The sequence below is a fragment of the Nocardioides pinisoli genome (assembly GCF_024199985.1).
GTDB classification, from domain to species: domain Bacteria; phylum Actinomycetota; class Actinomycetes; order Propionibacteriales; family Nocardioidaceae; genus Nocardioides; species Nocardioides pinisoli.
Genome location: NZ_JANARS010000006.1, coordinates 21,385 through 39,474, shown reverse-complemented (window position 1 = coordinate 39,474; position 18,090 = coordinate 21,385). Strand labels below are relative to the sequence as shown.

The window sequence follows — 18,090 nt, the reverse complement described above, 5'->3', positions numbered from 1 at the left end:
GACGGGCTACTCAGCGAACCCCGGCAGCGACTCCTCGAGGATCTCGCGGAAGGGGACGCTGGCGCCCAGCTGGCTGAGCAGGCCGATGGCGCCGATCCAGGTGCGGTGGATCAGCAGGTAGGACGTCGGGAGGTTGAGCTTCATCGCGAGGGTGAACGACTCCGAGCGCGGGTCGTTGACGCGCTCGAACTGCTCGCGCATCCACTCGCGCGTGAAGGTGAAGCGTTCCTGGGCGGCGGGCTCGATGAAGGGCGCGAGGTATTCGAGGACCTGTCGCGGGTCGACCTCGATCCGGTCCCTGATGAAGCCCTCGGCGCGGAGCCCGGCGACCAACGACTCGTCGTCGTTGTCCAGCGCGATGCGCATCAGCCGCCCCGTCGCCTCGGGCATCCCGCCCTCCGCGAGGCGGGCGACGGCACCGAAGTCGAGGACGCCCAGACGGCCGGGACTGCCGTCGGGCGCCGGGAGGACCCGGAAGTTGCCCGGGTGCGGGTCGGCGTGGAGCATGCCGGTGCGCTTCGGCCCCTCGAAGAGGAAGCGGACGAAGATCTCGCCGTAGTGGTCGCGCTCCTCCTGCGTGCCGTCACGGATGATGTGGGCGAGCGAGTGGGGCGACTCCATCCACTCGGTCACGAGCACCTGCTCGCCGACCGACACCACCTCCGGCACGACGATGTCGGGATGGTCGGCGAAGGCCTCGGCGAAGGCCGACTGCGCCTCCGCCTCGAGGTGGTAGTCGAGCTCGTCGGCGGCACGTGCCTGGAGCTCGGCGACGAGCGGCTTGATGTCGAGGCCGGGGAAGACCGGCGCCATGCCGCGTGCGACCCGCGAGATCTGGCGCAGGTCGGACATCAGCGCCTCCCCGGCACCGGGGTACTGCACCTTGACCGCCACGTCGCGCTCGGTCATCTCGTCGGACGCGAGGTCGCGCCACGTCCCGCGGTGCACCTGGCCGATCGAGGCGGCCGCGGTGGGGGCGCCGTCGAGCCAGACCAGCCGCTCTCGCCAGTCGTCCCCCAGGTAGGTGGTGAGCTGCTCGCGCACCGTCGAGGTCGGCATCGGCGGAGCGGAGTCCTGCAGCGCGGTGAGGTGCTCCCGGTAGGGCGCGGTGACCTCCTCGGGCAGGGCCGACTCCAGCACGCTGAGCGCCTGGCCGAACTTCATCGCCCCGCCCTTGAGCTCGCCCAGCGTCCGGAAGAGCTGCTCGGCCGTGCGCTGCTGGACGTCGGTCAGCACCGCGTCCGCGGACGCGCCGCCGAGACGCCTGCCCAGCCCCATCGCCTGACGGCCCGCGTAGCCGAGCGGGAGTGCAGCGAGCCGGGCCGTGCGAGCGGCGGCCTTGCGCGGGAGGTCGGTCATGCCTCCATCATCGCTGATGGCCGGTCACCTCCGCTGGAGGCGACTCCGCGGAACCCGTGCGTGACCTCCGGCCCGCCGCCTCGTTGAGCCCCACGACGACCGCTACCTCTCGGGAGGAACACGTGCGACCCAAGACCCTTCTCGCCTGCGCCGCGAGCGTGCTCGCCGCGACGGCGACCTTCGGCGTCGGTGCCACAGCGCCGGCCGCCGGGCAGGCCGCCTCGCAGAGCGCCGCGCCCGCCGACGTCTCCGACTTCCTGGCCGGCCAGCTGGCCGGCCTGACCGGCAGGACGACGGTGATGGTGCACGGCACCTCGATCCGCGCCGCGCGCGAGGCCGTCGCGGCGACCGGGATGAGCAAGGCCGGCGAGTTCGAGCGCATCGGCGTCGTCATCGCCCACGCGTCGAGGAGCCAGGTCCAGGCGGTGCGCACCGCGCCCGGCGTGACCTACGTCGAGGGCGGCGCGCAGCCGATCGAGTTCTTCAGCCAAGACCTGGCCGAGACCTCCAACACCGCGACCCGCGGTGCCGAGGCGGCTGCCACCCTCACCGGCGCCGACGGCACGCCGCTGACCGGTCGCGGGGTGAGCGTCGCGGTCATCGACTCCGGCGTCGACCCGACCCACCCCTACTTCGAGGAGGCCGACGGCTCGAGCGCGGTCGTCGCCAACCTCAAGGCGCTGTGCGAGCCGCTGACCGAGACCTGCTCGGTGCAGCGCGTGCCCGCCTTCGTCGACACCGACACCCTCTCGGTCGGCGGTCACGGCACCCACGTCAGCGGCATCGTCGCCGGGCGGCCGACCACGCTGACCGACGGTGGCAAGCTCCAGGGCGCCGCCCCCGGGGCCAAGCTCGTCTCCATCTCCACCGGTGCGGGCATCGTGATCCTCGGCGCCGACTCCGCCCTCAACTGGGTGCTGGAGAACCACGAGGCGCCGTGCGGGGCCGGCGTACCGGCGTCGACGTGCCCGCCGATCAAGGTCACCAACAACTCCTACGGTCCCAGCGGCGGGGGCGACTTCGACCCGGAGTCGGCCACGGTCAAGCTGCAGCGGGCGCTGGCGGCCGAGGGCGTCGTGACCGTCTGGGCGGCCGGCAACGACGGCGGCGACGGCTCGACGAGCCTCACCAACCCGCCCGGCCAGGACCCCACCGGCGGCATCCTCTCCGTGGCGTCCTACTACGACCAGGACACCGGCACGCGTGAGGGCGTCGTCTCCGACTACAGCTCGCGTGGCCTGGCCTCCGACGCCTCGACCTGGCCCGACATCTCCGCGCCGGGCGAGAACATCACGTCCTCGTGCCGCCCCTACCTGGCGATCTGCTCGACCGGCCTGGACTTCCGCAACGGTCCCGGCGCGCTCGACCTCGGCACCTTCAACACCATCAGCGGTACGTCGATGGCGGCGCCGCACGTCGCCGGGATCGTGGCCCAGCTGTTCCAGGCCGACCCGACGGCGACGCCCGCCGACATCGAATGGGCGCTGAAGGTATCGGCGCACAAGTTCACCGACGGGGCGGCCTACCAGTCCGGCCCGGTCGGCACCACGTCGTACGACAAGGGCCACGGCCTGGTCGACGTCGTGGCGGCAGTCGCGGCCCTGGGCTGAGCACCGGCTCACCACAGGGCTGGACCAGACCCTCCGAGGAGGGCCGTCGTGCGACAGGGGCGCGACGGTGCGAGGCGGGCGGAGGCCGTGGGGTCTTCCGCCCGCCTCGGTGTCCGTGCGGGCACCTGCACGCCCGCGGGCCCGGTTGCTGGGAAGGTGGGGCGATGGAGATCGAGTTCGCCGGCGAGGTGGTCGAGTGGCGCGGCCCGGCGCCCTACGTCTTCGTCGTGCTCCCGTCCGACGCGGCCGACCTCGTCGACGAGGTGAAGGCCGAGGTCGTCTACTGGGGCGTCGTGCCCGTCCGCGCGTGGATCGGCGAGACGGAGTTCACCACGGCCATGTTCCCCCGCGAGGACACGTGGTTCCTCCCGTTGAAGGTGGCCGTGCGTCGCGCCGAGGACGTCGATCTCGGTCAGGTCGTCGAGGTGCGGATGCAGGTCGGGCGCGACTGAGGGACGTCCGGTGCAACCTCGAGGCGCTCGATCGCGTCTCTCCTGTCAGTCCCCCGCCCGGGGGGCCCGACGACAGAACGGACCAGCACCGATGCGTACGACCCTCCTGAGCGCCGCGACCCTCGCGGTCGCCGCCCTCGCCCTGACCCAGACCTCCGCGGCCAACGCCGACGGCATCGGCGTCTCCGACCCCGCGGACCTCGGCCACGGCGTCGACCTCCTGTCGGTCGAGGTCGAGCACAAGAGCGCCAACGTCGTCGTGACGACGACCCACACCAACCTGCGGCCGTCCTGGCGGACCGGGTCGTCCGGCTCGGTGTTCCTCGACACCGACCCCGACGACCGCGGCCCGGAGTACCTCTTCTCGGGTGGCTTCTTCGAGGGCACCGACTACCAGCTGCTCGCGGTCGACGGCTTCTCGGACAGGCGTGGCGAGCCCGTCGAGGGCTCGTATCGGATGAAGGTCGACTACGACACCGAGCACGTGCGGTTCCGGATCTCGCGCGAGGCGCTCGGCTCACCGGAGGAGGTCCGCGTCGCCGTGCGGGTCGCGGGCACGCGCACCGACGGCAGCACCACCCCGACCGACTGGCTCGGCGAGCCGCGCAGCTTCACCGGCTGGGTGGCGCAGTAGCCGCCTCGGTGTAGGAGACCGGCTTGCCGGTGGCGTGGGCGTAGGCGATCTCCCGGCTCGTGGACTCGCCGATGTAGCCGCCCGGGTTGACGACCAGGACCCGGTCGGCGAGGTCGATCTTGCGGAGGTGCAGGGCGTCCAGCGCCGCCTTCTGCTCGTCGGTGATCGTCCGGCCCGCCTCGTCGGCCCCGTCCGTCCCGTGCTCCGCGGTCCGCAGGAAGACGCCCGGCGCGACGACGATGACCCCCGAGAAGGTCAGGTCGCGGTTCGCGATGCTCATCTCGTCCGCGAACCGGGTCGAGCCGCAGATGCAGACGATCTCGGGTCGGTCGGCCACCGGCTCAGTCCCTCGACCCGAGCTCGGGCACGGCTCCGAAGCGGCGGACCTCCTGCGGCCAGCCGCATCCCTCGGCGACCCGTCCCGCCCAGTAGCGGGCGGCGTCGTCGTCGGGGACGTCGATGACGGTGAGACCGCCGAGGAACTCGGTGGTCTCCGTGTAGGGACCGTCGGTGATCGAGATGGTCCCGCTCGTCGCGTCGGCGCTGAAGGCCTGGGAGATGTCCTCCTCGAGCCCGCCGGCGAAGACCAGGACGCCGGCCGCCTTCATCTCGCCGATCACCGCCATGCTCGGCTCGACCCGGGTCTGAAACCACTCGGCCGGGTGGTCCCCGACCCACTGCTGGTTGAAGTAGATGGCGTACTGCGTCATGTCGCTCCTCCTGTGCGGCCGCCCCGTGCGGCCCGTCACCACTCTGACGGACGAGGCCCGCCCGGATCGACAGCCCGGTCGGACGAGAGGTCTGACGAGCCGTCGAGCGAGGGGCAGAGCTGGTGGGTGCCGAGGGCGCGGGCGGCCTGCCGCGCGCCCGCCGCCAGCGCCGTGGGCACGTCCGCGCCGTCGAGGTGGGCGGCGAGGTAGCCGGCCATGAACCCGTCACCGGCCCCGTTGGTGTCGACGACGCTCGCGACCGGCTCGGCCGCGACGTGGATCTCCTCGCCCCGGCCGTCCATCGCCAGGGCGCCGTCGGCGCCGAGCGTGCAGACGGCGAGCTCCGCTCCTCGCGAGACGCAGGCCCGGAGCAGCTCGCGCACCGACGGCGCGCGGTCGCCGTTCATGAAGACGAAGCTCGCCGCGTCGGCGAAGGGCGCGTGGAAGGCGCTCCGTCCGTCCCAGTCGTGCAGGTCGGTCCAGATCGGGGTGCCGCTCGCGACGACGTCGTCGACCACGGCGCGTGAGGTCTCGCTCAGGTCGAGGACGACGGCGCGCGCACCGGCGGCTGCTCGGCGCAGGGTCGGCGTCGCGGCGGCGGTGTGCTCGGGCCCCACCCGCGGGACGTCGAGGTAGAGCGAGACGCGCCCACCCCGGGGGTCCATCAGGTTGAGGTGCCGCTCGCTCGGCCCGTCGACGTACGTCGTCACGCTCCGGACCGCGGCCCGCCGCAGCGCCGCCTCGATCTCCGCCGCCGCGGCGTCGGTGCCCAGGACGGTGTGGAGCTCGACGTCGACGCCGAGCTCCCGGAGGTGCGCCGCCTTGCCCGCGGACGTGCCGCCGAGCACGCTCCGGTGCGCCCGCGCGAACTGCATGTGCGGCACGGGCGCGGGAAGCTCGTCCAGGTCGACGACCTGGTTCCACGACGCCGGGCCGTGCACGACCACCTCGACCATGGCGAGGAGGCTAGCGGGCGGGGTCGGACCCCGGTGCTGTCAGAGCGTGATGGCCCGGTTCACCCACGTCGAGGCCACGACCATGCCCACCTTCTCGTAGAGCCCGCGCGCCCCCGCCCGCGTGTCGGTGGAGAGGTAGCAGCGGTCGGCGCCGTGCTCGCGGGCTCGACCGAACGCGTCCACCAGCATCGACGGCGCCAGGCCGCGACCGCGGTGGTCGGGGCGGACCGCGATGCGGGCCACGTAGGCGCTGTCACCGGCCAGGAAGACATGGGTGGCGCCCACGAGCCCATCGTCGGGCGAGACGAGCAGGCGCAGGTTCCACGGTGCGAAGCCGGGTCGGTCCCACACCCGCGCGCCGAAGTCCGTGAGGCTCATCCGGTCGCGCTCGGACCACTCCAGGAAGCAGTCCTCGACCAGCGTCCAGGCCGAGGCCCGGTCGGACTCGGTGGCGTCGCGCAGCACGAAGCCCTCGGGCAGGGGCTGCGCCTCGATGCTGGTGTCCCTGGGCAGCTCGAGGTCCCAGGCCGTCCAGCGCTCCTCGTAGCCGAGGTCGCGCATGAGCCGGTCCGCCGCGCTGTCCTGCGGCACCTGGGTGCCGATCCTGGTGGACCCCGCGGCGCGGGCCGTCGCCTGCAGCCACCGCGCGATGGCGGTGCCGATGCCGCGGCCCTGGTAGGTCGGGAGGACCGCGGCGTAGGCCACGTCGACATCGCTGAAGTCGCCGTAGGCCACGAGCTGGTCGCCGTCGAAGACGCCGATCGTGCGCGCGGCGATGTCATAGCTGGGCCGCTGCCAGTCGGCGACGACGTCCTCCAGGGTCATCTCCGCCTCGCCGAGGTCCACCACCTCCTCGGCAGCGATGGCGCGGTGCACCGCCTCGGCGTCGGCGAGGGTGAGAGGCCGGGTGGTGAGTCCGTCGGGGAGTCCGCTCGGGGCCGTCATGGGGTCATCGTGCAGGTGTGACCTCGTGACGCGCCAGCGAGATTGCGTCACCCGGCCTGAGCGACACTGGCGAGGTGATCTCCCCTGACCTCGCCCGCCGCCTGCACGACGCCGGGCTCGCGTGGACGCCCGCCAACGGCGACCGGTTCTGGCTGCCCGACCGCGAGCTCGAGCAGGAGGTCTTCACCGTCAGCGACATGGTCGTCGAGGTGCGGGACTACCCCACCGGCCGCGTCCTCGCCCTCAACGGCACGACCGAGTGGGCCCTCGACGCCATCGAGGACCACGAGGCGGTGTGGCTGCCGCGCCTCGACCAGCTGCTCGAGCGCCTCGGCAGGCACTTCCTCAGCCTCACCGCGCGCTCGGGCGGGCACGTCGTACGGCTGCAGGTGGGGGAGCAGCAGGAGGACCACGTCGACGTCGGGGCGGCCGACGCCGCGGCGCGTGCCGTGCTGAGCCTGATCGAGCGTGGCCGCCAGGTGTGACCGGCAGCAGCCTGCTCAGACGGTCTCGGGGAACTTCACGCCCGTGTTGGCGTGGCAGCGGTAGCCGAAGGGGTTCTTGGCGAGGTACTGCTGGTGGGCGTCCTCGGCGTAGTAGTAGGGCGTCTCGCTGGCAGGGCGGATCTCGGTGGTGATCTCGCCGAGGCCGCGGCGGGCGAGCTCCTCGCCGTAGGCCTTGGTCAGCTCGCGGGCGACCTGCTCCTGCTCGGGCGTGGTCCAGTAGATCGCCGAGCGGTACTGGGTGCCGACGTCGTTGCCCTGGCGCATGCCCTGGGTGGGGTCGTGGATCTCGAAGAACTTCTTCACCAGGTCGGCGTAGGACACCTTCGCCGGGTCGAAGACGACACGGACGGCCTCGGTGTGGCCAGTGTGGCCGCTGCAGACCTCGTCGTAGGTGGGGTTGGGGGTGCTGCCGCCGGCGTAGCCGACGGAGGTCGACCAGACGCCGGGGACCTGCCAGTAGATCTCCTCGGCGCCCCAGAAGCAGCCGAGGCCGAGGATCGCGACCTCGTGGCCGTCGGGGACGTCGTCGCTGACGACGGGGGTGTGCAGGACCACGTGCTCGCCCAGGGTCCACGTCTGCTGCTCGCGCCCCGGGAGCGCCTGGTCGGGGGTGGGCAGGGTGGTGGGCTTGCCGAATCCGAACATGCCTCCATTGTCGCGCCCCGCACAAGTCGGTCGTTCCCCTGTCCGGGCCGAGGACCGCGGGGTCTACCCTCGGATCGTGACCCAGGAACGCGCCAACAAGGCCGGGTTCGAGACGCGTGCGATCCACGCCGGCTACGAGCCCGACGCGATGACCGGGGCGGTCAACCCGCCCATCTACGCCAGCAGCACCTACAAGCAGGACGGTGTCGGCGGCCTGCGCGGCGGCTACGAGTACAGCCGGTCCGCCAACCCGACCCGTACGGCGCTCGAGGGCGCGCTGGCAGCGGTCGAGGACGGCGAGAAGGGGTTCGCCTTCGCCTCCGGCCTCGCCGCCGAGGACACGATCATCCGCGCGCTGACCCGCCCGGGCGACCACGTCGTCATCCCCGACGACGCCTACGGCGGCACGCACCGCCTCTTCGACAAGGTCGCCAAGGTCTGGGGCACCGACCACAGCTCGGCATCGGTCGCCGACACCGACGCGGTGGCCGCGGCCGTCGAGCCCGGCCGCACCAAGCTGGTGTGGGTCGAGACGCCCACCAACCCGATGCTCACCATCGGCGACATCGAGGCCCTCGCCACCGTCGCCCACGACGCTGGCGCGCTGCTCGTCGTCGACAACACCTTCGCCTCGCCCTACCTCCAGCAGCCCCTCACGCTCGGCGCGGACGTGGTGGTGCACTCCACGACCAAGTACGTCGGCGGGCACAGCGACGTGGTCGGGGGAGCGGTCGTCGTGCGCGACCTCGAGCTCGCCGAGAGGATCGGCTACCACCAGAACGCCATGGGCGCGGTCGCGGGACCCTTCGACGCGTTCCTGACCCACCGCGGCCTCAAGACCCTCGGCGTGCGGATGGACCGCCACTGCGACAACGCGGAGCGGGTCGTGGCGTTCCTCGACGGCGACCCGCGGGTCACCGAGGTGATCTACCCGGGCCTCTCCGGCCACGCCGGCCACGAGGTGGCCGCGCGCCAGATGCGCCGCTTCGGCGGCATGGTCTCGTTCCGCGTCGCGGGTGGCCTCGAGCAGGCCCTCGCGGTCTGCGAGCGCGCCGAGGTGTTCACGCTGGGGGAGTCGCTCGGCGGCGTCGAGTCGCTGATCGAGCACCCCGGGCGGATGACCCACGCGAGCGTCGCGGGCACCGACCTCGAGGTCCCGGACGACCTCGTCCGGCTCAGCGTCGGCATCGAGAGCGTCGACGACCTCGTCGCCGACCTCGACCGGGCCCTGGGCTGACCGTGGCCGATCCGGACATCCGCTTCACCCTCGCCAACGAGCGGACGTTCCTCGCCTGGGTGCGCACCGCGATCGGGCTGGTCGCGGCCGGTGTCGCGGTCTTCCACCTCTTCGAGGTCACGGTGGCGACCACGACGCTCTCCCTCGTCCTCCTGGCCGCGGGTGCGCTGTCGGGCGTGGCGGGCTACTCGCACTTCAGGAGGGCCGACCGCGCCATCCGCCGGGGCGAGACGCTGCCCACCAACACGGTGACCGCCGTCGTGATGACGGGCGCCGTGCTGGTCGCCGTCGTCGCGGGCGTCGCCAGCGTGCTCGTCGCGTGAGCGCGGTCGTCTGCGTCGACTTCGGGTCGACCTTCACCAAGGCCGCGCTCGTCGACCTCGACAGCGGCGCGCTGCTCGCGACCGCGAGCCACCCCACCACGCTGCCCGACGCGTCGGGCGACGGCGACGTCCTCGACGGCTACGACGCCTGCGTGGCCGCGCTCGCCGAGCAGGACCCGAGCGCCCTCGACGCCGAGGTGCTCGCCTGCTCCAGCGCCGGCGGCGGGCTGCGGATCGCGGTCGTCGGCAACGAGGAGCTGGTCACCGCCGAGGCCGGGCGCCGTGTCGCCCTGTCCAGCGGCGGCAAGGTCGTGCTGGTGCTGCATGGCGGCCTCGACGAGGCCAAGCTGGCCGAGCTCCGGGCCGCGGAGCCCGACGTGGTGCTGCTGGTCGGCGGCACCGACGGCGGCAACGCCGAGGTGCTCGAGGGCGACGCCCGCTTCCTGACCGGCGTGCGGTGGCCGGGCCCGGTCGTCGTGGCCGGCAACGTCGACTCGCAGCCCGTCGTGGCCGAGCTGCTCGACGCCTCCGGCACCCCGCACGTGCTCGCCGACAACGTCGTGCCCCGCATCGGCGTGCTCGCCCCCGACGGCGCGCGGCGCGCCATCCGCGAGATCTTCCTGAGCCACGTCATCGGCGGCAAGCACCTGAGCAGCCGCACCGACGCCCATGGCCGCACCTTCACCGCCATGGTGCGCGGGGCGACGCCCGACGTCGTGCTCACCGGTGTCGAGCTGCTCGCGCGCGGCCTCGACGACCAGCACCGCGGGGCCGGCGACGTCGTGGTCGTCGACGTCGGCGGTGCCACCACCGACGTGCACAGCGTCGTGGAGCTCGACCCCGAGGACGGTGCTCTCGCCCGCGAGGTCGTGGCCACCACTCCCGTGACCCGCACGGTCGAGGGCGACCTCGGCATGCGCTGGTCGGCGGTCTCCACGGTCGAGGCGGCGGGCCACGACGACCTGCACGCCGCCGCCGTACGACGTCGCGAACGTCCCGACCTCCTCCCGGACGGCTGCCCCGACCCGGCCGCCGAGCAGGAGGCCGACCTCGCCATCGCCGCGGCAGCGGTCCGCATCGCCCTCGAGCGCCACGCGGGCCGCAGCCGCGTCGTGGTGAGCCCGGAGGGCCGCGTGGTCGAGCGCAGCGGCAAGGACCTCCGCGAGGTCGACCTGCTGGTCGGGTCGGGCGGCGTGCTGCGCCACGGCGGCCCTGACGCCGTACGCCGGGTGCTGGCGCCGGCGACCGGCGACGCCTTCGAGGGCGGCTGGCAGCTGCCGCGCGCTCCTCGGGTCGTCGTCGACCACGACTACGTGCTCGCCGCCGCCGGCCTGCTGGCCGAGGAGCACCCCGTCGCCGCACACCGTCTGCTGGGTGGTCTCAGGTCCGCGGGGGATCGGTAGCGTGGCGGACGTGAGCGACCAGGGCAGACCGTCACCCGACGCGCCGGGTGACACCGAGTTGGAGAGGGGGCGGCGGCGACTCTTCGCCGCCCTCGCCCGGGAGGAGGACGGTCTCACCGAGCGCATCGTCGCGCAGTGGGCCCAGGGGCGCGCCGAGCGCCGGTCCGAACCCGCCTTCACGACCGGTCCCTCCAACTTCAGCCGGGCCCAGGTGCCGTGGGGGCTCGACCTCGCCGCCGCCTGGTCGTGGCGGCTGATCGTCATCGCGGTCGCGGCGCTCGGCCTGCTGTGGACGCTGCGCTTCTTCGCGGTGATCGCGCTGCCGATCGCGATCTCGCTGCTCGTCGCCGCGCTGGCCACGCCGATGGTCATCTGGCTGCGGCGGATCGGGGTTCCGCGCGGTCTCGCGACCGGTGTCGTCATGCTGCTCGGCATCGGCACGGTGGCGCTGCTGCTCACCTTCGTCGGCCAGCAGGTCGCCCAGGGTGCCAACGACCTCGCCGACTCGGTGGTCACCGGCCTGGACCAGGTCCGCGAGTGGCTGCGAACGGGGCCCTTCCACGTGTCGGAGTCCCAGCTCGACAGCTACATCGAGCAGGTGCAGTCCGCAGTCTCCGGCAGCACCGGTGCCGACGGGATCCTCACCCGCGCGACCGAGGTCGGCACGGCCGTCGGCCACGTGGTCGCGGGCTTCTTCATCGTGCTGTTCTCCACCTACTTCTTCCTCGCCGACGGCGAACGGATCTGGTCGTGGCTGGTGCGCATCGCCCCCCGTGCCGCGCGCGAGCGCGTCGACGCCTCCGGCCGCGTGGCGTGGGTGTCGCTGACGCAGTTCGTGCGGGCCACCGTCCTGGTCGCCCTCGCCGACGCGATCGGCATCATGCTCGTCGCCTGGTTCCTCGGCGTGCCCTTCGTGGTCGCCATCGGCGTCCTGGTCTTCCTCGGCGCGTTCGTGCCGATGATCGGCGCCACCGTCGCCGGTCTGGTCGCCATCCTCGTCGCGCTCGTGGACCAGGGGCCCTGGACGGCGCTCCTCATGCTGGGCGGCGTCATCCTGGTCCAGCAGATCGAGGGCCACGTGCTGCAGCCGTTCCTGATGGGCCGCTTCGTGTCGCTGCACCCGCTCGGCGTGATCGTCGCCATCGGCTGCGGAGTGCTCGTGGCCGGCATCGCGGGTGCGCTCATCGCCGTCCCCCTGGCCGCGGCGGGCAACGCGGTCGCCCAGCACCTGGCGTCCTACACCGACGTCGGCGAGGACGACCCGGACGACGCGCTCGAGGAGGACATCGCGCCACCTCCCCACGAGCGCGACGAGGTCCACGACGACAGCCCGCTCGCGGGCCCCGACGCCCCCGACGACCCTGACGAGAAGGACCGGTCATGACCGAGGAATGCTCCCTGGCCGACATCGTCGCCGCGCGCGAGATGCTCGAGGGCGTCACGGTGACCACGCCGATGGAGGAGTCGCGCTGGCTCTCCGCGCTGGTCGGTGGGCCGGTCTCGCTGAAGTGCGAGAACCTCCAGCGCACCGGCTCGTTCAAGTCCCGCGGCGCCTACGTCCGGATCGCGCGCCTCTCCGCCGAGGAGCGGGCCAAGGGCGTCGTCGCGGCGTCCGCCGGCAACCACGCCCAGGGCGTCGCGCTCGCGGCCACCACCCTCGGCATCAAGTCGACGGTCTTCATGCCCGAGGGGGCGCCCATCCCCAAGGAGAAGGCGACCCGCGGCTACGGCGCGGACGTCGTCTTCCACGGCCGCTACCTCGAGGACTCGCTGGCCGCCGCCCGGCAGTTCGCCGAGGAGACCGGCGCCGTGCTCATCCACCCCTTCGACCACGTCGACATCGTCGCCGGGCAGGGCACGCTCGGGCTCGAGGTCCTCGAGCAGGCACCCGACGTACGCACCGTGCTGGTGCCGACCGGCGGGGGAGGGCTGCTGGCCGGGGTGGCGATCGCGGTCAAGGCGCTGCGCCCGGACGTACGCGTCGTCGGCGTGCAGGCCGAGGGTGCCGCCGCCTATCCCGGGTCGCTCGCGGCCGGCCGGCCGGTCCCGCTGGAGTCGATGAGCACGATGGCCGACGGCATCGCGGTGGGCCGCCCCGGTGACATCACCTTCGCGGCGGTGCGCGACCACGTCGACGAGATCGTGACCGTCTCCGAGGAGTCGCTCTCGCGGGCGCTGCTCGCCCTGATCGAGCGGGCCAAGCAGGTCGTCGAACCCGCCGGCGCGGCCGCCGTCGCGGCGATGCTCGACAACCCGACCGGCTTCGAGACGCCGGCCGTCGCGGTGCTCTCCGGCGGCAACATCGACCCGCTCCTGCTGAGCAAGGTCATCCGCCACGGCCTCGCCGCGGCCGGGCGCTACCTCTACCTGCGCGTGTGCATCCCCGACCTCCCCGGAGGCCTGGCCTCGCTCCTCGGCGAGGTCGGTGCGGAGGGGGCCAACGTGCTCGAGGTGGCGCACGAACGGATCTCCCCGTCGCTCACCCTCAACGAGGTCGAGGTGCGCATCCAGCTCGAGACCCGCGGCGAGGCGCACGCCGAGCACCTGATGGAGCGCCTCCGCGAGCGGGGCTACCGGGTCAACACCTGAGCGGCGTGCTCAACGAGCGGTGGATGAGGGGCACACGGCCGGCGTCGAAGCCGCGTGCGACACCGCTCGGGGGACGACGCGCCCGGAGATGCGGCTGAGCGGTGCGCGAGGAGGATTCCCGGGCTCCGGGATGCCCCTCACGCACCGCTCAGGAGAAGCGCGTGCGGCGGTGACGCTCAGGCCTTGTAGGGCTCCGCGTCGACGATCGTGACGGTCAGCTCCTTGCCGTTGGGCGCGGTGTAGGAGACCTTGTCGCCGCGGGACTGCCCGTTGATCGCGGCCCCCATCGCGGACTGGGGGGAGTAGACGTCGAGGTCGTCGCCCTCGGAGAGGTTCTCGCGGGCGCCGAGGAGGAACTTCTCGGTGTCGCCGTCGCCGAAGTCGACGGTGACGACCATGCCGGGCTCGACCACGCCGTCGTTGGGCGGCGTCTCGCCGACCTCCGCCTTGCGCAGCATGTCCTCGAGCTGACGGATGCGGGCCTCCTGCTTGCCCTGCTCGTCCTTGGCGGCGTGGTAGCCGCCGTTCTCCTTCAGGTCGCCCTCGTCGCGGGCGGCCGAGATGCGCTCGATGATCTCCTGGCGCTTGGGACCCTTGAGGTCGTCGAGCTCGGCCTTCAGCTTGTCGTAGGCCTCCTGGGTCAGCCAGATGGTGCCCTGGTCGGTCATGTCGATGCTCCTGCTCACGTGGTACTGGATGCAGGTGTGCCTCAGCGCGCCCGCATCGGGTCGGTGGTGTCTTCCGTCCGATCGGAGTCGGCGCGGCGACGGACGTCGGCCAGCGCACCCGGACGGGCAGAACGATCAGGTTAGCAAGCCTGCGGCAAAAGTGCAGGCCGACGGCTCAGCGGGGGCGCGGCTGGTCGGGTGCGGTGCACCCCAGCTTCTCCACGGAGGTCGCGCGGCGCTCGGTGCGGATGACCACCTGGTTGACGCCGTCGACGGGGGTGAAGGCGAGCTCGCCGACCGCCGTCTTGTCCTCGGCGAGCGCGCGTACGCGGCAGCTGGCCTCGACGCCGTCGGCGAGCCGGACGTCGACGCGCGCCTCGACCTGGTGATCGCCGGTCACCTCGAAGGTGACGACCTCGGAGCGGACGTCGGGGCTGCCGTGGAACCACGCCGTCCAGCCGAGCCAGGTGAGCCCGACGACGGCCAGGACGACCGCCAGCCCGACGACTGCGGGACGTCGCCACCGCGCGGGTGCCCCGTAGCGGTCTGCGAGGTCGGTGGTCACGCACAGAAGCCTAAGCGGGGGCTCCTAGACTGCGGGCCATGGCCCAGCCTCCCGCCGACCGGCCCCGCGCCGGACTCCGACTCATGCACGTCCACGCCCACCCCGACGACGAGTCGAGCAAGGGGGCGGCGTCGACCGCGAAGTACGTCGCCGAGGGCGTCGACGTCCACGTCGTCACGTGCACCGGCGGAGAGCGCGGGTCGGTGCTCAACGCCAAGATGGACCGCCCGGAGGTCTGGGAGAACATCACCGAGATCCGCCGCGAGGAGATGCACCGCGCGCGCGACATCCTCGGCATCCGCCAGGACTGGCTCGGCTTCGTCGACTCGGGCTGGCCCGAGGGCGACCCGCTGCCGCCGCTCCCGGAGGGCTGCTTCGCGCTGGTGCCGCTCGAGGAGGCGACCGAGCGCCTGGTCCGGCTGATCCGCTCGTTCCGCCCCCACGTGCTGACGACGTACGACGAGCGCGGCGGCTATCCGCACCCCGACCACATCCGCTGCCACGAGGTCTCCGTCGCCGCCTACCACGCGGCCGGGGACCCCGAGCTGTTCCCCGACGCGGGGGAGCCGTGGCAGCCGATGAAGCTCTACTACCACCACGGCTGGAGCTGGGCGAAGACCAACGCCCTCCACGAGGCGATGCTCGCCCACGACCTCGAGTCGCCCTACACCGAGCGCCTCGAGAAGTGGGAGCGCGAGCCGGAGTGGGACGACCGGATCACCACGCGGGTGCCGTGCGGCGACTACTTCGGTGTCCGCGACCAGGCGCTGCTCGCCCACGCCACGCAGATCGACCCCGACGGCATGTGGTTCGCGATCCCGCGCGAGATCCAGCAGAAGGTCTGGCCCACCGAGGACTACGAGCTGGTCCACTCCCACGTGGAGAGCGCACGCCCCGAGGACGACCTCTTCGCCGGCATCCCGACGCCCGCTCCCTGACGGGCCGACGCCTGCTCCTGAACAGGTCAGTGGGATGATGGAGGCATGCTCGACCTGCTGATCGTCCTCCTCGAAGACCAGACCCCCGAGCCCACCGAGGTCAAGGCCGGGCCGCTGGGCTTCGCGGTGTGGATCTTCATGATCCTGGCGGTCGTCGTGATCGCGTTCAGCCTGGTCAAGCAGCTGCGCAAGGCCCAGGCGGCCAAGGACGCCGGCGTCTACGGCGACGAGCCGGTTCAGCGCACCGAGGAGGCGGACTCCTCCGCTCCCACCGACGAGCGCTGAGCCGCTCCTCGGTCCTGCCGCCCCCGCCCGGGCAGCCACCAGTTCCACCCTCCCAGCAGCGTCATCGACGCCGGCAGGAGCAGCCCGCGCACGACGGTGACGTCCAGCAGCACGGCCACGGTCATGCCGACGCCGATCTCCTTCACCGCGACGAGCTTGCCCAGCGCGAACCCCAGGAACACGATCCCGATCGCGACGGCGGCGAGCGTCACGACCGGCCCCGAGGCGGTGATGCCCGTGAGGACGGCCTCGTCGCTCAGCGCCCGCAGGTCGGCCGGGCCGTCGCGCTTGCGTCGCGGCCGCGCCAGGGCCTCGTCGTAGGCCTCGCGGATCCGGGCGACGAGGAAGACGTGGTAGTCCATCGACAGGCCGAACGCGAACATGAACAGCAGCAGGGGAGTGGTGACGTCGAGCGCGCCCCACGAGTCGAAGCGCAGCACCGACGACCCCCAGCCCCACTGGAAGACCGCGACGACGACGCCGAGCGTCGCCCCGAGGGAGAGCAGGTTGAGGGCGACCGCCTTGAGCGGTACGACGACGGAGCGGGTCAGGCGGCCCAGGAGCAGGGCGGTGAGCAGCGCGACGACCAGGATCGCCCACGGCGCCCGGTCGGCGAGGGCGTCGCGGGTGTCGACCAGCTCCGCGGTGGGACCGCCCACCAGCACGTCCACGCCGAGGTCGGCGGCGCGCATGCGGCGTACGAGGTCCTGGACCTTCGGACCGTCGTAGTCGCCGGCGGCGTCGGGCTCCGGCTCGACCAGCAGCTGGCTGACCTCGCCGGGCACCGGGTCGAACAGCAGCACGTCGACCACGCCCGGGATGCCCGCGAGGCCGGCCATCGCGTCGGCGGTCTCCTGGGAGGTGAACTCCGCCTCGACCAGCACGGTGATCGGGGTCTCGTCCTGGTCGGGGAAGCCGGCCTCGATGGCCGCCTGGGTCAGGCGCGGCTCGCTGTCGCGGGGCAGGGTGCGGGCGTCGGAGTTGCGCAGGTCGAGCGCCAGGAGCGGAGTGCTGAGCAGGAGCAGCAGGGCCGTGCACCCGAGCAGGACCGGCCACGGGCGGCGCTGGGCGAGCCGTGCCAGACGCGGCAGCAGCGCGTGTGCGCTGGGGGTGCCGCCCAGGACCCGTCGGGCCGCCGGGGCGGGGATCCGGGCGTGCGAGACCGCGACGAGGGCCGGCGCGAGGGTGAGCCCGGTCAGCGTCGCGCCCGCGACCGCGACGAGGCCGCCGACAGCCATGGGCGAGAGCACCGGGTCGCGGAGCACGAGCAGCCCCGCCAGCGCGGTCGCGACCGTGAGGCCCGAGACGAGGACCGTACGTCCGGCGGTGGCCAGGGTGCGTCCCAGCACGGCGCCCACGTCGGCGTCGCGTGATGCCGCCGCCCGCTCCTCCCGGAAGCGGCCCAGGACCAGCAAGGCGTAGTCGACGGCCAGGCCGAGGCCGAGGAGCGTGACGACGTTGACGGCGTAGTCGCTCACCGGGGTCAGGCGCGCCAGACCGGCCAGTGCCAGCAGGGCCACGCTGACCGAGCCGAGCGCCGTGACGACGGGCAGCAGCCCGACGACGAGCCCGCCCAGGGCGAGGGCGAGGACGACGACCAGCACGAGGACCGCAACCCCCTCGCCGCGCGCGGCGTCCTGCACCGCCTGCTCCCCGAACGCCTCCTCGGCGAGCAGGGGCCCGCCCACCAGCACCTCCGGCATCCCGACCGTCTGCAGCGTCTCCTCCACCTTCGCGGCAGCGGCCAGCGCGCGGTCGCGATCGACGGTGTGGTCGATCTCGACGGTGACAATCGTGCCGAGGCGGTCGGGCCGGACGAGGTCCTGCGCGCCGGTGGTCCACGGGTCGCGCACCTCCACGACGTCGGGCAGGTCGCGCACGTCGTGCAGCACCCGCGTGGCCTGGTCGATGAGGTCGACGCCGTAGATGTCGGCGCCCGAGAGCACCGCGACCACCAGCTCGCCCTCGGGGTCACTGGCCTCGAGCAGCTGGGCCACCTGGGCCGACTCGGCGTCGTCGCGGAGGGGGTCGGGGGCCTCGGCCACGTCGAAGACCGACCCGCCGAGGACCCCGCCGAGGACGACGAGGACCGCCCACGCCCCGAGGACCCCCCGTCGCCACCGGTGGAGCAGTCGTCCGAGGTCGTCGAGCACGAGCGTGACTGTAACGGTGGTCCACCCTTTTGGCGATTGCCAGTCAAAAGTTGTTCACAAAGCGTCGGATGCGTCCTAGGGTGAGCGACGTCACAACCGTCCCGACGTGTGT

Annotated in this window: 20 protein-coding genes; 11 read left to right on the top strand and 9 right to left on the bottom strand. The window is 72.9% G+C overall.

The annotated features are described in order from the left end of the window. Nucleotides 1-6: 6 nt before the first annotated feature. Entirely contained in the window at nucleotides 7-1,359 is a 1,353-nt protein-coding gene (locus NCI01_RS14165) for an ABC1 kinase family protein (protein WP_254182145.1), read from the bottom strand. 122 nt (nucleotides 1,360-1,481) lie between these two features. On the opposite strand from NCI01_RS14165, the gene NCI01_RS14160 reads away from it, so the two are divergent. From NCI01_RS14160 to NCI01_RS14150, 3 genes are all read left to right on the top strand, one after another. After that, nucleotides 1,482-2,969, top strand: coding sequence for a S8 family serine peptidase (locus tag NCI01_RS14160; protein ID WP_254182144.1), 1,488 nt, complete (start codon nucleotides 1,482-1,484; stop codon nucleotides 2,967-2,969). 164 nt (nucleotides 2,970-3,133) lie between these two features. Then, nucleotides 3,134-3,421: a DUF1905 domain-containing protein gene (locus NCI01_RS14155; protein ID WP_254182143.1), complete on the top strand. Its 288-nt coding sequence runs from the start codon at nucleotides 3,134-3,136 to the stop codon at nucleotides 3,419-3,421. 91 nt (nucleotides 3,422-3,512) lie between these two features. Beyond that, nucleotides 3,513-4,055 carry a hypothetical protein gene (locus NCI01_RS14150; RefSeq protein ID WP_254182142.1) on the top strand — a complete coding sequence of 181 codons (543 nt, stop codon included), beginning with the start codon at nucleotides 3,513-3,515 and terminating at the stop codon, nucleotides 4,053-4,055. Here the strand turns inward: NCI01_RS14150 and NCI01_RS14145 are convergent. From NCI01_RS14145 to NCI01_RS14130, 4 genes are read right to left on the bottom strand one after another with little or no spacing between them, the layout of a single operon-like run. Then, nucleotides 4,033-4,392 (bottom strand): hypothetical protein, encoded by a 360-nt coding sequence (locus NCI01_RS14145; RefSeq protein ID WP_254182141.1) that lies wholly within the window; start codon nucleotides 4,390-4,392, stop codon nucleotides 4,033-4,035. The genes NCI01_RS14150 and NCI01_RS14145 overlap by 23 nt on opposite strands. A 4-nt stretch (nucleotides 4,393-4,396) precedes the next feature. Then, nucleotides 4,397-4,765, bottom strand: a complete 369-nt coding sequence (locus NCI01_RS14140; RefSeq protein WP_254182140.1) for a YciI family protein — start codon at nucleotides 4,763-4,765, stop codon at nucleotides 4,397-4,399. Between the two features lie 35 nt (nucleotides 4,766-4,800). Beyond that, entirely contained in the window at nucleotides 4,801-5,721 is a 921-nt protein-coding gene (locus NCI01_RS14135) for a carbohydrate kinase family protein (protein ID WP_254182139.1), read from the bottom strand. A 39-nt stretch (nucleotides 5,722-5,760) separates the two neighbouring features. Next, nucleotides 5,761-6,666: a GNAT family N-acetyltransferase gene (locus tag NCI01_RS14130; protein WP_254182138.1), complete on the bottom strand. Its 906-nt coding sequence runs from the start codon at nucleotides 6,664-6,666 to the stop codon at nucleotides 5,761-5,763. A 74-nt stretch (nucleotides 6,667-6,740) separates the two neighbouring features. Here NCI01_RS14130 and NCI01_RS14125 point away from each other — a divergent pair, with 74 nt between their 5' ends. Beyond that, entirely contained in the window at nucleotides 6,741-7,151 is a 411-nt protein-coding gene (locus NCI01_RS14125) for a pilus assembly protein CpaE (RefSeq protein ID WP_254182137.1), read from the top strand. A 15-nt stretch (nucleotides 7,152-7,166) separates the two neighbouring features. Here the strand turns inward: NCI01_RS14125 and msrA are convergent, their stop codons facing one another. Beyond that, on the bottom strand, nucleotides 7,167-7,817 hold the full coding sequence (msrA, locus tag NCI01_RS14120; protein WP_254182136.1) for a peptide-methionine (S)-S-oxide reductase MsrA: 651 nt from the start codon (nucleotides 7,815-7,817) through the stop codon (nucleotides 7,167-7,169). A 76-nt stretch (nucleotides 7,818-7,893) separates the two neighbouring features. On the opposite strand from msrA, the gene NCI01_RS14115 reads away from it, so the two are divergent. The 5 genes from NCI01_RS14115 to ilvA are packed head-to-tail and all read left to right on the top strand — an operon-like array spanning nucleotide 7,894 to nucleotide 13,369. Next, the gene (locus NCI01_RS14115) at nucleotides 7,894-9,054 is read left to right on the top strand and encodes a cystathionine gamma-synthase (protein WP_372495166.1); all 1,161 of its coding nucleotides are present in this window, start codon (nucleotides 7,894-7,896) and stop codon (nucleotides 9,052-9,054) included. 2 nt (nucleotides 9,055-9,056) lie between these two features. Continuing rightward, nucleotides 9,057-9,377 carry a YidH family protein gene (locus tag NCI01_RS14110; protein WP_254182135.1) on the top strand — a complete coding sequence of 107 codons (321 nt, stop codon included), beginning with the start codon at nucleotides 9,057-9,059 and terminating at the stop codon, nucleotides 9,375-9,377. Next, on the top strand, nucleotides 9,374-10,780 hold the full coding sequence (locus NCI01_RS14105; protein ID WP_254182134.1) for a glutamate mutase L: 1,407 nt from the start codon (nucleotides 9,374-9,376) through the stop codon (nucleotides 10,778-10,780). The genes NCI01_RS14110 and NCI01_RS14105 overlap by 4 nt, the downstream gene beginning before the upstream one ends. A 10-nt stretch (nucleotides 10,781-10,790) precedes the next feature. Next, nucleotides 10,791-12,164, top strand: a complete 1,374-nt coding sequence (locus tag NCI01_RS14100) for an AI-2E family transporter (protein ID WP_254182133.1) — start codon at nucleotides 10,791-10,793, stop codon at nucleotides 12,162-12,164. Continuing rightward, nucleotides 12,161-13,369: a threonine ammonia-lyase gene (ilvA, locus tag NCI01_RS14095; RefSeq protein ID WP_254182132.1), complete on the top strand. Its 1,209-nt coding sequence runs from the start codon at nucleotides 12,161-12,163 to the stop codon at nucleotides 13,367-13,369. The genes NCI01_RS14100 and ilvA overlap by 4 nt, the downstream gene beginning before the upstream one ends. A 176-nt stretch (nucleotides 13,370-13,545) precedes the next feature. Here the strand turns inward: ilvA and greA are convergent, their stop codons facing one another. Both greA and NCI01_RS14085 read right to left on the bottom strand, forming a co-directional pair. Then, a complete protein-coding gene (greA, locus tag NCI01_RS14090; RefSeq protein WP_254182131.1) occupies nucleotides 13,546-14,037 on the bottom strand; it encodes a transcription elongation factor GreA in 492 nt (163 codons plus the stop codon). A gap of 175 nt (nucleotides 14,038-14,212) precedes the next feature. Further along, entirely contained in the window at nucleotides 14,213-14,602 is a 390-nt protein-coding gene (locus NCI01_RS14085; RefSeq protein WP_254182130.1) for a DUF4307 domain-containing protein, read from the bottom strand. A 38-nt stretch (nucleotides 14,603-14,640) separates the two neighbouring features. On the opposite strand from NCI01_RS14085, the gene mca reads away from it, so the two are divergent. After that, the gene (mca, locus tag NCI01_RS14080; RefSeq protein ID WP_254182129.1) at nucleotides 14,641-15,540 is read left to right on the top strand and encodes a mycothiol conjugate amidase Mca; all 900 of its coding nucleotides are present in this window, start codon (nucleotides 14,641-14,643) and stop codon (nucleotides 15,538-15,540) included. A gap of 45 nt (nucleotides 15,541-15,585) precedes the next feature. Continuing rightward, nucleotides 15,586-15,825 (top strand): hypothetical protein, encoded by a 240-nt coding sequence (locus NCI01_RS14075; RefSeq protein WP_254182128.1) that lies wholly within the window; start codon nucleotides 15,586-15,588, stop codon nucleotides 15,823-15,825. Here NCI01_RS14075 and NCI01_RS14070 read toward each other — a convergent pair. Next, nucleotides 15,777-17,978: an MMPL family transporter gene (locus tag NCI01_RS14070; protein WP_254182127.1), complete on the bottom strand. Its 2,202-nt coding sequence runs from the start codon at nucleotides 17,976-17,978 to the stop codon at nucleotides 15,777-15,779. The genes NCI01_RS14075 and NCI01_RS14070 overlap by 49 nt on opposite strands. Nucleotides 17,979-18,090 lie beyond the last annotated feature (112 nt).

Excerpts from the sequence above, each read along its gene's own strand:
- mca (WP_254182129.1), top strand. The coding sequence starts at position 14,641 with ATGGCCCAGCCTCCCGCCGACCGGCCCCGCGCCGGACTCCGACTCATG.
- greA (WP_254182131.1), bottom strand. The coding sequence starts at position 14,037 with ATGACCGACCAGGGCACCATCTGGCTGACCCAGGAGGCCTACGACAAG.
- ilvA (WP_254182132.1), top strand. The coding sequence starts at position 12,161 with ATGACCGAGGAATGCTCCCTGGCCGACATCGTCGCCGCGCGCGAGATG.
- NCI01_RS14165 (WP_254182145.1), bottom strand. The coding sequence starts at position 1,359 with ATGACCGACCTCCCGCGCAAGGCCGCCGCTCGCACGGCCCGGCTCGCT.
- NCI01_RS14075 (WP_254182128.1), top strand. The coding sequence starts at position 15,586 with ATGCTCGACCTGCTGATCGTCCTCCTCGAAGACCAGACCCCCGAGCCC.
- NCI01_RS14140 (WP_254182140.1), bottom strand. The coding sequence starts at position 4,765 with ATGACGCAGTACGCCATCTACTTCAACCAGCAGTGGGTCGGGGACCAC.
- NCI01_RS14150 (WP_254182142.1), top strand. The coding sequence starts at position 3,513 with ATGCGTACGACCCTCCTGAGCGCCGCGACCCTCGCGGTCGCCGCCCTC.
- NCI01_RS14130 (WP_254182138.1), bottom strand. The coding sequence starts at position 6,666 with ATGACGGCCCCGAGCGGACTCCCCGACGGACTCACCACCCGGCCTCTC.
- NCI01_RS14135 (WP_254182139.1), bottom strand. The coding sequence starts at position 5,721 with ATGGTCGAGGTGGTCGTGCACGGCCCGGCGTCGTGGAACCAGGTCGTC.
- msrA (WP_254182136.1), bottom strand. The coding sequence starts at position 7,817 with ATGTTCGGATTCGGCAAGCCCACCACCCTGCCCACCCCCGACCAGGCG.
- NCI01_RS14155 (WP_254182143.1), top strand. The coding sequence starts at position 3,134 with ATGGAGATCGAGTTCGCCGGCGAGGTGGTCGAGTGGCGCGGCCCGGCG.